12 protein-coding genes and 1 pseudogene are annotated in these 13,021 nt (G+C 72.7%); 3 read left to right on the top strand and 10 right to left on the bottom strand.

What is annotated here, in order from left to right; genetic code table 11:
* Nucleotides 1–123 precede the first annotated feature (123 nt).
* Nucleotides 124–1,986, top strand: coding sequence for a hypothetical protein (locus EDD54_RS09225; protein ID WP_126540894.1), 1,863 nt, complete (start codon nucleotides 124–126; stop codon nucleotides 1,984–1,986).
* Between the two features lie 17 nt (nucleotides 1,987–2,003).
* Here the strand turns inward: EDD54_RS09225 and EDD54_RS09220 are convergent, their stop codons facing one another.
* Nucleotides 2,004–2,681: a DUF2799 domain-containing protein gene (locus EDD54_RS09220; protein WP_126540893.1), complete on the bottom strand. Its 678-nt coding sequence runs from the start codon at nucleotides 2,679–2,681 to the stop codon at nucleotides 2,004–2,006.
* Nucleotides 2,682–2,793: 112 nt separating this feature from the next.
* On the opposite strand from EDD54_RS09220, the gene mepA reads away from it, so the two are divergent.
* Nucleotides 2,794–3,657 carry a penicillin-insensitive murein endopeptidase gene (gene mepA / locus EDD54_RS09215; RefSeq protein ID WP_126540892.1) on the top strand — a complete coding sequence of 288 codons (864 nt, stop codon included), beginning with the start codon at nucleotides 2,794–2,796 and terminating at the stop codon, nucleotides 3,655–3,657.
* A gap of 17 nt (nucleotides 3,658–3,674) precedes the next feature.
* Here the strand turns inward: mepA and EDD54_RS22915 are convergent, their stop codons facing one another.
* The 9 genes and pseudogenes from EDD54_RS22915 to infC form a co-directional block, all read right to left on the bottom strand.
* Complete coding sequence (locus EDD54_RS22915; protein WP_165644430.1) at nucleotides 3,675–3,851, bottom strand: hypothetical protein; 177 nt, start codon at nucleotides 3,849–3,851, stop codon at nucleotides 3,675–3,677.
* A 91-nt stretch (nucleotides 3,852–3,942) separates the two neighbouring features.
* Nucleotides 3,943–4,569: a nucleotidyltransferase family protein gene (locus EDD54_RS09210; RefSeq protein WP_126540891.1), complete on the bottom strand. Its 627-nt coding sequence runs from the start codon at nucleotides 4,567–4,569 to the stop codon at nucleotides 3,943–3,945.
* A complete protein-coding gene (gene pheT, locus EDD54_RS09205) occupies nucleotides 4,562–6,982 on the bottom strand; it encodes a phenylalanine--tRNA ligase subunit beta (RefSeq protein WP_126540890.1) in 2,421 nt (806 codons plus the stop codon). Before pheT ends, EDD54_RS09210 begins: the two co-directional genes overlap by 8 nt.
* A gap of 294 nt (nucleotides 6,983–7,276) precedes the next feature.
* A pseudogene (locus tag EDD54_RS23770) lies at nucleotides 7,277–7,603 on the bottom strand (endonuclease domain-containing protein); the annotation flags it as partial.
* 7 nt (nucleotides 7,604–7,610) lie between these two features.
* Nucleotides 7,611–8,693 carry a phenylalanine--tRNA ligase subunit alpha gene (gene pheS, locus EDD54_RS09200; protein WP_126540888.1) on the bottom strand — a complete coding sequence of 361 codons (1,083 nt, stop codon included), beginning with the start codon at nucleotides 8,691–8,693 and terminating at the stop codon, nucleotides 7,611–7,613.
* A 159-nt stretch (nucleotides 8,694–8,852) separates the two neighbouring features.
* On the bottom strand, nucleotides 8,853–9,218 hold the full coding sequence (rplT, locus tag EDD54_RS09195) for a 50S ribosomal protein L20 (protein ID WP_126540887.1): 366 nt from the start codon (nucleotides 9,216–9,218) through the stop codon (nucleotides 8,853–8,855).
* 42 nt (nucleotides 9,219–9,260) lie between these two features.
* A complete protein-coding gene (gene rpmI, locus EDD54_RS09190; RefSeq protein WP_126540886.1) occupies nucleotides 9,261–9,461 on the bottom strand; it encodes a 50S ribosomal protein L35 in 201 nt (66 codons plus the stop codon).
* Nucleotides 9,462–9,756: 295 nt separating this feature from the next.
* A complete protein-coding gene (locus EDD54_RS09185) occupies nucleotides 9,757–11,112 on the bottom strand; it encodes a hypothetical protein (RefSeq protein WP_126540885.1) in 1,356 nt (451 codons plus the stop codon).
* A gap of 154 nt (nucleotides 11,113–11,266) precedes the next feature.
* The gene (infC, locus tag EDD54_RS09180) at nucleotides 11,267–11,803 is read right to left on the bottom strand and encodes a translation initiation factor IF-3 (protein ID WP_126541927.1); all 537 of its coding nucleotides are present in this window, start codon (nucleotides 11,801–11,803) and stop codon (nucleotides 11,267–11,269) included.
* A gap of 360 nt (nucleotides 11,804–12,163) precedes the next feature.
* Here infC and EDD54_RS09175 point away from each other — a divergent pair, with 360 nt between their 5' ends.
* Nucleotides 12,164–12,931, top strand: a complete 768-nt coding sequence (locus EDD54_RS09175) for an alpha/beta hydrolase (RefSeq protein WP_245515711.1) — start codon at nucleotides 12,164–12,166, stop codon at nucleotides 12,929–12,931.
* Nucleotides 12,932–13,021 lie beyond the last annotated feature (90 nt).

Here is a 13,021-nt window from a genome sequence, read left to right as displayed (position 1 = left end):
CGTCCGGCCCGGCGGCGACGGCCGCCACGGGTTCGCCTTTACCTTTTCCTCATCCCGTTAAGGGCAAGCTAACCCTGCCCCTGCGGACGGGGGTCGTTGGCGTCCGCTCCCGGTCCCTGGTCGATGCCCCCCGAACGAAGCGCCGTCACGCTCGCCGCCCCATCCGCGCGCGCCCTTCCGGGCGACGTGCCGCTGCCCGCCGTGGTGCTGTTCCTGCTCGCGGTCTTCGTCGCCGCCGGCGGCTGGCTGCCCGCGCTCGCCGCCCTCGGCGACCCCGAATCGGCGATGCGTCTGGTCGCCGTCCGCGAGTTCCTCGGCGGACGCGGCTGGTACGACCTCCTCGAGCCGCGGCTCGGCCTGTCGCCCGGTGTCATGCTGCCGTGGTCGCGCCTCGCCGACCTGCCGCTCGCCACCCTGATCCTCGCCCTCGATCCGGCCGCCGGCCGACCCGCCGCCGAACTCCTCGCGGTGAACCTGTGGCCGCCGATCGCCTTCGTACTCTTCGGCTGGGGCGTCGTCGCGACGGTGCTGCGCTTCGCCGACGGCGTCGCCGCCGCCGCCGCGCTCGTCCTCGTGGTGCTGTCGCCGCCCGCCCTCGCTTTGTTCGCGCCCGGCCATCTCGGCGTCGACACCCTCCACGCCGTCCTGTTCGCCTGGACGCTCGCCGCCCTCGTGCGCGCCGACGGCTCGGCCCGCGCCGCGGCCGCCGCCGGCGTCCTCGTCGCGGCCTCCATCGCGATCGGACCCGGGACGCCGGTGCCGATGCTCCTCGCCGGCGCCGTGCCGGCGCTCGCCTGGATCCGGGACGGCGACCGCTGGCGCCGCGGCTTCGCCGCCTACGGCATCGCGTTCGCCGCCGCCGTCGCGGTCTTCTTCCTGCTCTGCGTCCCGCCGGCGCGGTGGAGCGTCCCGGCCACGGACCGGCTCTCGGCCGTGCATCTCGTCGCCGCCGCGGTCGGCGGCCTCGGCGCCGCCGCCATCGCCCGCGTGCTGCGCGGCGGTCCCGCCGACGGCGCCACCGGCTACCTGTTGCGCGGGGCCGGCGTCGCCGGCGTCGTCTCGGTGCTGGTCGCCGTGGTCGCGGCCGCCTTCCCGGGCTGGCTCGACGCCATCGGCGCCGATCCGCGCCCAGGCGCGCTCTCGGTCGAGACCGCGACCGCGGCGCGGAGCGTCCTCGACGTCGCGCGGCTGACACCGTGGCAGCTACCGGGCCATTTCGCCGGGCCGGCCGTCGCCCTCGTGCTCGCGACCGTCGCCGCCGCCGTGTCCCGCCGCGGACGCTCCTACGGGCCGGTGCTGCTCGCCGCGAGCCTCGCGGCCAGCCTGGTCATGGCGCTGTGGCGGCAGGGCGACCTCGCGATCGCCCAGATCGCCGCGGCCGTCGCGATCACGGTCGCCGGCACCGTGATCGCGCGCAACGGCCTCGGGCCGCGCCATCCCGCCGCGCCGCTGCTACACAACGCCTGGGTCCTGGCGGCGCCGCTGCTGTGGGCCCTGACGGGCGACCTCGCGCTCGACGGCACCCAGCGGCGGCTGCAGCGCGTCGCCGCCGTCGCGACGGCCGAATGTCTCGCCGCGCTCGGCGAGACCCTCGCCGCCCTGCCGCCTGGGCTGGTGGTCGCCCCGCCCGCCTACGGCCCGCATCTCCTGCTGCGGACGGCGTCGCCGGTGCTCGCCGCTCCCTTCCCGACGGCGGTCGAGGGCGTCCTCGCCGCCGACGCCATCCTGTTCGCCGACGACGGGCGCCGGCCCTTCGACGCCGCCGGGGCGCGCACCCTCGCGCTCTGCCCGCACGACGCCGACACCCGGGCGCTGGCAGGGCGTGCGCCGCAGGGGCTCGCAAGCCGGCTCGTCGCCGGAGAGCGGCCGGCGTGGCTCGAGGTGGTCGCGGACGGGCCGGCTGCCCTGGTGCTGCGCCGGCGCACCGAGCCGACCGACGTGACCGGCAGCCTGCCGCCGCCGGTGCTGCGCCCCGCCCTGGACTGATCCCGTCGCGGCGGCGTTCAGCCCGGCGGATAGCCGAAGCGACGCAGGAAGGCGTCGCGGCCGCGCGCCTCGGCGATGTCGGCGGCATTCTCGGCGGCCGGCAGTTCGCGCTCGGCGGCGTAGAGGTCGCGCATCAGATCGAAGCGGAGATCGTGGAGCTCGCGCAGCCGTTCGCGCGCCACCTTGCGACGCTGCGGATCCTCCGAGGTGGCGTCGCGCTCGGCGTCGACGATGCCGTCGTCGGTCTCGCGCAGGCGCGAGGTCACCCGGTCGACCTCCTCGCGGGCCCGCCGCGCCTCGGCCCGCGCCATGCCGATGTCGCGGCCGATGCCGTAGGCGTCGAGGAACGAGCCCGCAGCGGCGCCGGTGCAGACGTTCTGGTACTCGCGGCCGGCCGAGCCGTTGGCGAAGCCTGACAGCGGCGTGCAATACTCGCCGAGGCCGCGCTCGCGGCCGCGCATCCAACCGTCCTTGTCGGCGGGCAGCTTGTAGCGGGCGCAGGATTCGGCGTGGCTGGCAAAGAGCGATTCCGGCTCGCCGGCGCGTCCGTCCCGCAGGCCGATGGTCTCCCAGTCGCCGGCCTCGCAGTCGGCCTTCGAGACCGTGCCGCAGCCCTGCAGCCCCGCCAGCAGCCCGCCCGCCAGCACCACCGCGGCGATCCGCACGATCCGCCGCCCGCCCCACGCCACCCGCATTCCCGACGCCCCCGTCGCTGCACCGGCGGGACCGTCGGCGATGGTTAAGGGATTGTCAATCGGCCGGGGGGATGGTCGTGCGGGAGGGCACCCCCGAGCGAGGTATGGACCGATGTCGAGGACGATCCCGGCCGTGGCGCTCGCGCTCGGCCTCGCCGCCACCGGCGCCGCGCAGGCCGACGACACGCCCGCCAAGCAGCTGTTCGGGGCGGCGCGCACGCCGGCCGCCATGGAGGTGCGCTCGATCGGCTCCTACGCCCGCGGCTGTCTCGCCGGCGCGATCGCATTGCCGGTCAACGGCCCGAGCTGGCAGGTGATGCGGCTGTCGCGCAACCGCAACTGGGGCACGCCCCTGTTGGTCGACTTCCTGGAGCGCCTCGCCACCGCGGCCCCGAAGGTCGGCTGGAACGGCCTCCTGGTCGGCGACATCGCCCAGCCGCGCGGCGGCCCGATGCTGACCGGCCACGCCAGCCACCAGATCGGCCTCGACGCCGACATTTGGCTGACGCCGATGCCCGACCGCACCCTCACCGTCGAGGAGCGCGAGACCATGAGCGCGACATCGATGCTCGGCCCCGACGGCAAGTCGGTCGATCCGAAGATCTTCGGCAAGCGCCAGCTGGCGATCCTGAAGCTCGCCGCCTCCCAGCCCGAGGTCGCGCGCATCTTCGTCAACCCGGCGATCAAGAAGGCGCTGTGCGAACGCGCCTCCGGCGACCGCGGCTGGCTGCGTACGGTGCGGCCGTGGTGGGGCCACGACTTCCACTTCCACGTCCGCCTGCAGTGCCCCGCCAGTGATCCGGCCTGCAAGCCGCAGGATCCGCCGCCGCCGGGCGACGGCTGCGGCGCCGAACTCGACGGCTGGTTCAAGCCGCCGGAGGAGCCGACCAAGCCGGCGAAGCCCGCCAAGCCGAAGCCGCCGCTGGCGCTGAAGGACCTGCCGCCGGCCTGCTCGCAGGTGCTGCTGGCGCCCTGAGGAATGCGCCGCCGGCATCACGGCCGGTCGGCGAGATCCTCCGCGCGGTAGTTGGCGCGGGTGCGGCGTTCGGCGGCGAGATGCTCGGCGCCGCTCCGTCGACGTGCGCGCATCATGCCGAAGGCGATGGCGGCACCGAGAACGATGGTGCCGACGACCACCGCCACGAACCACATCATGTCGTAGCCTTCCATGGTGTCCTCCGCTGGTTCCGGGGACCCCCTCGGAGGCAACGAGCGAAAGGGCCGGGCGTTCCCGCCGGCGCCTTGCCGCTCCGACCCGGCATCACCACCACTCCACCGTGACCTCGGGCCACACCGCCTGGAACCGGCGCGCCTTGGCCTCGTGGCTCGGGCCGTTGGGCAGGCTGCGGTTGGGCCTGACGTGCATGGCGAAGACGTCGCGGAGGCCGAAGGGCGCCAGCAGGTCGAGCCGGCCGCCCGCCCCGCGCCGCACGGCCACCGCGTGGGTGGTAGAGGCGTAGCGCTCCAGCGCCTCCGCCACCGAGCCGAGCGGCGGCACGGCGAAACCGAAGCGCCGCTCGAACCAGAGGTGGACGCGGGCCTGGTTGCGGACCTCGACGGCGAGGCCGAGCCCGGCGGTCGCCGCCTGGACCCGGCGGATCACCGCGTCCTCGGCCTCGAAGCCGAGGTCGGCGGCATCGTGGTAGACGAGGTCGTAGTCCTTGATGCCGGTGCGGCGCGGCCGGCCGGTCATCACGTTCCAGACGGTCTGGTAGAGCGCGCCCGAGACCAGCCAGCCGTCGGGCAGACCGAGGTCGGCGATCACGGCGACGAGGGCCGAGAGATCCGGATCGGCGGCGACGATCGCGCGCAGCGCCGCCGCCTGCTCGTCGAGACTCGCGCGGGCGAGGCGGGGGCCGTCGAAGGCCCCCGCCGCCGGTTCAACCACGCAGGGTCGCGCCGGTGGCCTTCTCCACCGCCCCGACGATCGCCTTCGACACCGCCTCGATGTCCTCGTCGGTGAGCGTGCGATCGGTCGGCGTCAGCGTCACCTCGAGGGCGACCGACTTGCGGCCGGCGCCGACGTGTTCGCCGCGGTAGACGTCGAACACCTGGACCGCGCCGATCAGCTTGCGGTCGGCGCCCTCGGCCGCCTTGACGATCCGCCCGGTCTCGACCGCGTCGTCGACCACGAAGGCGAAGTCGCGGCCGACCGGCATCAGACCCGACAGGGCGAGCGCCGGCTTCGACTTCACCGCCTTCGCCTTCGGCTCGGGGATCGCCTCGAGGGTGATCTCGGCGGCGACCAGCGGGCCGGTGACGTCGAGGGCGGCGAGCACCGCCGGGTGCAACTCGCCGAAGTGGCCGAGCACGGTCTTCGGGCCGAGTTGGATCGTGCCGGAGCGGCCCGGGTGGAACCACGCCGGCGCACCGCGCACGATCTGCGCCTTGGCGGTGTCGAAGCCGAGCGCGTCGAGCAGCGCCAGCGCGTCGGCCTTGGCGTCGAACACCGAGACCGCGTCGCCCGAACCGGCCCAGTGGCGGCCGGCGCCGTCGACGCCGGCGGTGCCGCGGCGCACCGCGGTGGCCGCCGTGGTCTGGTCCTTCGGCCGGTCGCCGGCGAACACCTGACCGACCTCGAACAGGGCGAGATCCGCCGTGCCGCGGTCGACGTTGCGCTTCACCGCGGCGGCGAGGCCGGGGATCAGGCTCGGCCGCATGTCGCTCATGTCGGCGGAGATCGGGTTGGCGAGCTTCAGCACCGGCGCGCCGCCGCCGAACAGGGCGGCCTGCTCGGCCGAGATGAACGACCACGTCACCGCCTCGACGAGGCCGCGGGCGGCCAGGGTGCGCTTGGCGCGGCGGGTGCGGACCTGGATCGGCGTCAGCACCTTGGCGCCGACGGACGCCAGCCGCGGCAGCGGCGTCGGCCTGACCTGGTCGAGGCCGGCGATGCGCACGACCTCCTCGACGAGGTCGGCCTTGCCGTGCACGTCCGGCCGCCAGCTCGGCGGGATCACTTCGCGGGTGTCGCCGAGGCCCTCGACCTCGAAGCCGAGCGCCGCGAGCGTGCCCTCGATCTGGCCCGCCGAGAGGTCGAGGCCGGACAGGCGCTTGACCTCGGCGAGCGGGAAGTCGATCCGCCGCCGCGTCACCGGCTCGGCGCCGGCCACCACCGCCTCCGACGGCTCGCCGCCGCAGAGCTCCAGCACCAGCCGGGTCGCGAGTTCGAGGCCGCCGACCACGAAGGCCGGGTCGACCCCGCGCTCGAAGCGGTAGCGGGCGTCCGAGTTGATGCCGGCGCGCCGGCCGGTGCGGGCGGTGCGGTTCGGATCGAACCACGCGCTCTCGATCAGCACGTCGACGGTCGCCTCCGACGAGCCGGAGTGCTCGCCGCCCATGATGCCGCCGAGGCCGAGCACGCCGGCGTCGTCGGCGATCACGCACATCTCGCCGTCGACCGCGTAGGTCCGGCCGTCGAGCGCGACGAAGCTCTCGCCGGGTCGACCGAGCCGGGCGCGGATCGTGCCGGTGACCTTGGCGGCGTCGTAGACGTGCAGCGGCCGGCCGCGGTCGTAGGAGACGTAGTTGGTGATGTCGACCAGCGCGTTGATCGGGCGCAGGCCGATCGCCTTCAGCCGGTCCTGCATCCAGCCCGGCGAGGCGCCGTTGCGCACGCCGCGCACCACCCGCGCCGCGAACACCGGGCAGGCCCCGGCCGCGTCGGCGGGAAAGTCGAGTTCCACCCCGATCGGGCTCGGGAAGGCGCCGGCGACCGCGTCGCCGACGTCGGGCTTCAGCCGGCCGAGGCCGCGGGCGGCGAGGTCGCGGGCGATGCCGCGCACGCCGAGGCAGTCGGGCCGGTTCGGGGTGATCGCGATCTCGATCACCGGATCCGAGCCGCCACGCCAGTCGGCGTAGCGGACGCCGACGGGTGCGTCGGTGGGCAGTTCGATGATGCCGTCGTGGTCGTCGGAGATCAGGAGCTCGCGCTCCGAGCACATCATGCCGCGGCTCTCGACGCCGCGGATGGTGCCGACCGCGAGCTCGAGCCCGGTGCCGGGGATCCGCGACCCGGGCGCGGCGAACACGCCGACGAGGCCGGCGCGGGCGTTCGGCGCGCCGCACACCACCTGCACCGGCTCGCCGGCGCCGGTGTCGACGGTGAGCACCTTCAGCTTGTCGGCGTTGGGGTGCTTGTCGGCGGTCAGCACGCGCGCGATCCGGAACGGCTTCAGCGCCGCGGCGGGATCGGTCACGGATTCGACCTCGAGGCCGACCATGGTCAGCGCCTCGGTGACGTCGTCGAGCGACGCGTCGGTGTCGAGATGGTCCTTCAGCCAGGAGAGCGTGAACTTCATCGGTCTGGATCCTCGGCCGCGTGGGCGGCGTGTTTCGCTCCGTCCGTGCACGTCGGCGCCGCGCTTCCGGCCGGCCGGGTCACCCCCTCTCCCTGTCCCTCCCCCCTCCAGGGGGGAGGGAACGCCGGGTTCGGCGGTCTGCCCCTTCCGGTCGCTGCGGGCTGCCTGTCCTGCCACGGCTCCGTCCATTCGTCGTCTGCGTCCCCTCCCCCCTGGAGGGGGAGGGACAGGGAGAGGGGGATCCACCGCGAGGTCGGTCGTGAAGCCCGGCAGGTAGCCGCCGATCTCCACGAGCACCCCCTCCATGTTCGTCAGGACCTCGGCGTCGTCGAACCGGACGACCCGATATCCCGATGCGTTCAGGAACGCCGTCCGCCGCTCGTCCCGCGCCGCCGCGCCCGGCAAGTCGTGACTGTCGCCGTCGACCTCGACGACCAGACGGACCTCGTGGCAGGCGAAATCGGCCACGAAGGGTCCGATCGGGACCTGCCGCCTGAACACGGTACCGAACAGGCGGCGTGCCCTGAGTTCGTGCCAGAGCCGCTCCTCGGCGACCGTCATCTCCCGCCGGAGGCGCTTGGCATTCGCCTTGGCCCTGGGAGAGATGTCGTGTCGCGTCATCGTCGCCTCACCCGCTCAGCCCGCCGAACAGCGTCGGCAGGTCGAGCGGCCGGAAGCCGTAGTGCTTCAGCCAGCGCACGTCGGCGTCGAAGAAGGCCCTGAGGTCCGGCATGCCGTATTTCAGCATGGCGATGCGGTCGATGCCCATGCCCCAGGCGAAGCCCTGGTACTCGTCGGGATCGAGGCCGCCGGCGCGGATCACGTTGGGGTGGACCATGCCGCAGCCGAGGATCTCCAGCCAGTCGTCGCCCTCGCCGATGCGGATCTCGCCGCCCGAGCGCCGGCAGCCGACGTCGACCTCCATCGACGGTTCGGTGAAGGGAAAGAACGACGGCCGGAACCGCGTCTTGACCTCGTCGACCTCGAAGAAGGCCTTGAGGAACTCCTCGAGCACCCACTTCAGATGGCCGAAGTGGCTGTGCCGATCGATCACCAGACCCTCGACCTGATGGAACATCGGCGTGTGCGTCGCGTCCGAATCGCAGCGGTAAGTCCGGCCGGGGATCACCACGCGGATCGGCGGCTTCTGGCTCTCCATGGTGCGGATCTGCACCGGCGAGGTGTGGGTGCGCAGGAGGAGCCGCGAGCCGTCCGCCTTCGGCTCGAAGAAGAAGGTGTCGTGCATCTCCCGGGCCGGGTGGTCGGCCGGGAAGTTCAGGGCGGTGAAGTTGTAGTAGTCGGTCTCGATGTCCGGCCCCTCGGCGACCGCGAAGCCCATGTCGGCGAAGATCGCGGTGATCTCGTCGACGACCTGGGAGATCGGGTGGATGCGGCCCGCGGCGAGCGGGCCGGGGCGCACCGGCAGCGTGACGTCCTCGGTCTCGCGCGTGAGGCGGGCCTCGAGCGCGGCTTTCTTCAGCACGTCGCGGCGGGCGCCGATCGCCCCCTCGACGCGCTCCTTGGCGGCGTTGATCGCGGCGCCGCGGGTGCGGCGCTCGTCGGGCGCCATGGTGCCCAGCGTCTTCAGGAGGTCGGACACGGAGCCCTTCTTGCCGAGCGCGCCGACGCGCACCGCCTCGAGGGCGGCCTCGTCGGCGGCGGCGCCGACCTTCTCCAGGATCTCGCGTTCCAGCGTTTCGATGTCGGACATGGCGATCGGTGGTTCCCTGTCGGTCCAGGCGCGCGTTCTAGCGGTTCTCGGGGCGGCGCGCCACGTGGTCCGAGACGAAAAGAGGCGGCGTACCCGACCGGTACGCCGCCTCTTTTCGTCGACGGCCGATCGGGGATCGGCCCTGGAAGTCGCGCTGCCTCAGGCAGCGGCGCCCCGGGCCTTCTCGACCAGGGCCGCAAACGACGCCGGCTCGGAGATCGCCAGATCCGACAGGACCTTGCGATCGACCTCGATGCCGGTCTTGGCCAGCAGGTCGATGAAGCGGGCGTAAGTGAGCTCGCCGCCGGTGACCTCGCGGACCGCCGCGTTGATGCGCTGGATCCACAGGGCGCGGAAGTTGCGCTTCTTGGCGCGACGATCGCGCGTCGCGTACTGCATCGAGCGATCGACGGCGGCCTTGGCCGTGCGGATCGTGTTCTTGCGACGGCCGCGGAAGCCCTTGGCGAGCTTCAGGACCTTCTTGTGCTTGGCATGGGCCGTGACGCCCCGCTTGACGCGCGCCATGATCGGTACTCCTTGGAAATGGGATGCCTGCCGATCGCGCGATCAGGCGTAGGGAAGGAAGTTCTTCTTGATGATGATCGCATCCGGCTCCGACAGCACGGTCGTGCCGCGAGCCTGACGGACGAACTTGGCGGTCCGCTTGATCATGCCGTGACGCTTGCCGGCCTGGGCCGACTTGACGCGTCCGTTGGCGGTCACCTTGAAGCGCTTCTTGGCGCCCGACTTGGTCTTCATCTTGGGCATTTTGCTCGTTTCCGAGTGTTCTGGACCCCGGCTCCCCGTGGGGGCGGCGTCCGGTCAGTCATGGTCCGGACCCGACGGCTGCGGCCCGCCGGCACCTCGCGGCGCCGTGGCGGAAACCACCGTCCTGGTCCGGGGTTGAGCGTTCGAGGCCGCCACGGCATGCCCGTGGGAACGGAAAACCGCCCCCGAGCCGGTCGACCCGAAGTGGCCGCCTTCTACAGGAAGCCCGGGAAAAGCGCAAGGCCGCGGACGACGCCCGCGGCCCTTCTCGAGGCGGGAGCCGGTCGGCGCCGGCTCAGCGGAAGCGCGCGACGGTTCTGGCATTCTCGTTGAGCGCGCGGACCGCGTCGGCCGAGGTCGGCTGGCCGGCGGCGACGCCGAGCGGCCGGCCGTTGTAGGTCTTCTTCGGGTTCGAGAACAGGTTGACGTAGTTGCACGTCACGCCGGCCGCCTTGCAGCGGTCGTTGTCCGAAGTCAGGTCGCGGAAGCGGCCGATCAGGTCGACGTAGCCGAAGGCGTAGTTGTCGCGCAGGTCCGAGGTGGTGACGTAGCGGTCCTTGGAGATGCCGAGGTTGAAGGCGGTGACGCCGGTCAGCACCGACTGATCCATGCAGCTCGCGGTCACCACGGAGAAGGCGTAGTCCGCGTCGACCGCGCCGGCCTTGTTCTTGGCGTCCACGCCGGGTCCGTAGCCGTATCCGCACAGCGGGTTCGGTTTTTCTTCGTCGCCGCGGTCGACCACCAGCACGACGAGATCGGCCTTGACCTTGTCGCGCTCCTTGGCGACGTAGCTCAGATAGCCGCAGCCGAGCCGGAGATGCGTCAGGTTGACGTCGTACTCGAACGGCGTCTTCTGGTCCCTGACGTTGCCGGACGGGCACTCGGTGTCCGTGCCGGCGTTCTGTTCGACGTACTGCGTCTCGTCGTAGTTCTGCGCCCAGTAGAAGCCGGCGAGCTTGTACTTGATCGTGGCGCCGGAGTCGGCGAAGGCCTGGTTGGCGAGCGTGATCGCGAGATTGCCGAGCGCCTCGATGTCGTCGTTGTTGCCCCAGGCGGCGTCAGTGTAGGCGATCAGGACACCGATCTCCGACTTCGACGTGCCGCCGCCGATGCGCTTGGCGATCGGCACCTTGGCGACCGCCTCGACCCCGCCGACGGAGCCGACCTTGATCTCGCGCACCAGATGGGCGCGGGTCTTGCCGATCGGGCGGATGTCGTAGGGCTTGCCGGCGACGCGGACGGAGCCGGTGACGCGGCCGTTCTTGACCACGAGGACGGCGCTGGTGTTCGGCTTGGTCGGATCGACGCCGGTCCAGATCGTGCCGCCGCCGACGGCCGCGCTCGCCGACTTGCGCTTCAGCGTCACCGAAACGCCCGGCAGGAGGTCGAGTTGCACGGTGGCGCCGAGGGCGGCGGCGGCCGCGGCGTCGGCGACTTCGGGATCGCCCGCCGCGACGGCGGCGCCGGAGGAGAGGTCGACGGCGACGAGGCGCTGGCGCAGGGTCGTCGGCGCCTTGGCGACGACGGGCGGCTTGGCGCCGGTGTAGGGCACCAGGATGCCGGCGGCGGTGGCCGGGAGCGGCATCGAGACGAGGCCGGCGAGAACGGCGGCCGCGGCGGCGCCGAACGGCCGGCGGGAGAACAGCGACATCGAATCACCTCGCGCGGAGGCGGCCGCCGGGCGGCCGCGTCGGATGGCGGGGATTCTCGTTCGGCTGTGGTTACCAAATCCTCACGACCGGAGCGCGATCGGCCGATCGGACGGGTGGCGGCCGGCGCGCGTCGTCCACGCCGGCGGCCGGGGCTCACTTCGGCGAGAGCACCATCACCATCTGGCGCCCCTCGAGACGCGGCTCGCTCTCGACCTTGGCGATCGCCTGGGTCTCTTCCTTGACCTGGAACAAGAGCTTGAGGCCGAGGTCCTGGTGCGCCATCTCGCGACCGCGGAAGCGGAGCGTGATCTTGACCTTGTCGCCTTCCTCGAAGAAGCGCAGCATGCTCTTCATCTTCACCTCGTAATCGTGGGTGTCGATGTTGGGCCGCAGCTTGATCTCCTTGATCTCGACGGTCTTCTGGTTCTTGCGCGCCTCGGAGGCCTTCTTCTGCGACTGGTACTTGAACTTGCCGAAGTCGAGGATCTTGCAGACCGGGGGCGTCGAATTCGGGGAGATCTCGACGAGATCGAGGCCGGCTTCCGCCGCGGACGCGAGCGCTTCCTGGATCGACACGACGCCGAGGTTGGCGCCGTCGTCGCCGATCAGCTGCACCTGCGGGACGCGGATTTCACGGTTGATGCGCGGACCTTCCTTGGTCGGCGCGGCGGCTCGGAACGGACGACGAATGGCCTTCAACTCCTCTGACGACGACGATGTCGGTGTCCGCGACACGCTCGGGGGATGCGATCGACCCGCACCGGGCCGGTCCGGCCGAGTGGCGTCGACGCGACGGTGTGCGGAACACCGGCCACCCCAGAGAACCGTCGACCGCTCCGCGCCCCGGACAACGCGCGGCGCGCGTGGGCCCGAGGCCGTCCGACGCGCCGGCAACACTTGGCGCGCAAACGGGGATCGGCCGCCGAACGCATGGGCAGCCGCATGAAAAATCGGCGCACGGGTGCGAAAAGTCAAGCATCTCCGCGCATCCGGGGCCGAATTCCGGGCACTATCCGAGCCGAATCGATTCCACGCGACGACGAGGCCGCCGTGACGTCCATCCGCCACACCGTCGAGGTCGGTGACGACCGCCGTTCCATCGCCGTGCTCGCCGACGCCGGCGCCGCCCCCGGCGTGCTCTGGCTCGGCGGCTTCCGCTCCGAGATGACCGGTTCCAAGGCCGAGGCGGTGGCCGCCGCCGGCCGCGCCGCGGGTCGTGCGGTCGTCCGGTTCGACTATTCCGGCCACGGCGCCTCCGGCGGCTGCTTCGTCGACGGCACCATCGGTCGCTGGCTCGCCGAGGCGACCGCGGTGTTCGACCGCTTCACCGACGGCCCGACCATCCTGGTCGGCTCGTCGATGGGCGGCTGGATCGCGCTGCTGCTCGCCCGGGCCCTCGCCGCCCGCGGCGCGCTCGACCGGGTCAGGGGCCTCGTGCTGGTCGCCCCGGCGCCCGACTTCACCGAGGCGCTGATGCTGCCGGCCTTCCCGCCGGCGATGCGGGCCGCCCTGGAACGCGACGGCCGGGTCACCCTGCCGTCGGCCTATTCGGACGATCCCACCGTGATCACCCGCAATTTCCTGGAGGAGGCGCGCGACCACCTCCTGCTCGGGGCCCCGATCGCGATCGGCCGGCCCGTCCACGTGCTGCAGGGCATGCGCGATCCCGACGTGCCCTGGCGCCACGCCCTCGCCCTCGTCGAGGCGCTCGGCCACGACGACGTGGTGCTGACGCTGGTCAAGGACGGCGACCACCGGCTGTCGCGGCCCGAGGACGTCGCCCGCCTGCTCGCCGCCATCGACGAAATGGCCGCGTGAACGCGGCCGGGGGGACGAAATGGCCGCCTGAGCGCGGCCGCGGGCGCTCGCGTCGGCGGTTCCGCCCTGCTATAGGCCGTGCGACCGAGG

The organism is Oharaeibacter diazotrophicus (genome assembly GCF_004362745.1).
GTDB classification, from domain to species: Bacteria; Pseudomonadota; Alphaproteobacteria; order Rhizobiales; family Pleomorphomonadaceae; genus Oharaeibacter; species Oharaeibacter diazotrophicus.
The sequence above is the reverse complement of the archived record's forward strand: the minus strand, read 5'-3'. Positions and strand labels throughout refer to the sequence as shown.

Excerpts from the sequence above, each read along its gene's own strand:
- rpmI (WP_126540886.1), bottom strand. The coding sequence starts at position 9,461 with ATGCCCAAGATGAAGACCAAGTCGGGCGCCAAGAAGCGCTTCAAGGTG.
- EDD54_RS22915 (WP_165644430.1), bottom strand. The coding sequence starts at position 3,851 with ATGGAAGGCTACGACATGATGTGGTTCGTGGCGGTGGTCGTCGGCACC.
- rplT (WP_126540887.1), bottom strand. The coding sequence starts at position 9,218 with ATGGCGCGCGTCAAGCGGGGCGTCACGGCCCATGCCAAGCACAAGAAG.
- pheT (WP_126540890.1), bottom strand. The coding sequence starts at position 6,982 with ATGAAGTTCACGCTCTCCTGGCTGAAGGACCATCTCGACACCGACGCG.
- EDD54_RS09225 (WP_126540894.1), top strand. The coding sequence starts at position 124 with ATGCCCCCCGAACGAAGCGCCGTCACGCTCGCCGCCCCATCCGCGCGC.
- pheS (WP_126540888.1), bottom strand. The coding sequence starts at position 8,693 with ATGTCCGACATCGAAACGCTGGAACGCGAGATCCTGGAGAAGGTCGGC.
- EDD54_RS09185 (WP_126540885.1), bottom strand. The coding sequence starts at position 11,112 with ATGTCGCTGTTCTCCCGCCGGCCGTTCGGCGCCGCCGCGGCCGCCGTT.
- mepA (WP_126540892.1), top strand. The coding sequence starts at position 2,794 with ATGTCGAGGACGATCCCGGCCGTGGCGCTCGCGCTCGGCCTCGCCGCC.
- EDD54_RS09220 (WP_126540893.1), bottom strand. The coding sequence starts at position 2,681 with ATGCGGGTGGCGTGGGGCGGGCGGCGGATCGTGCGGATCGCCGCGGTG.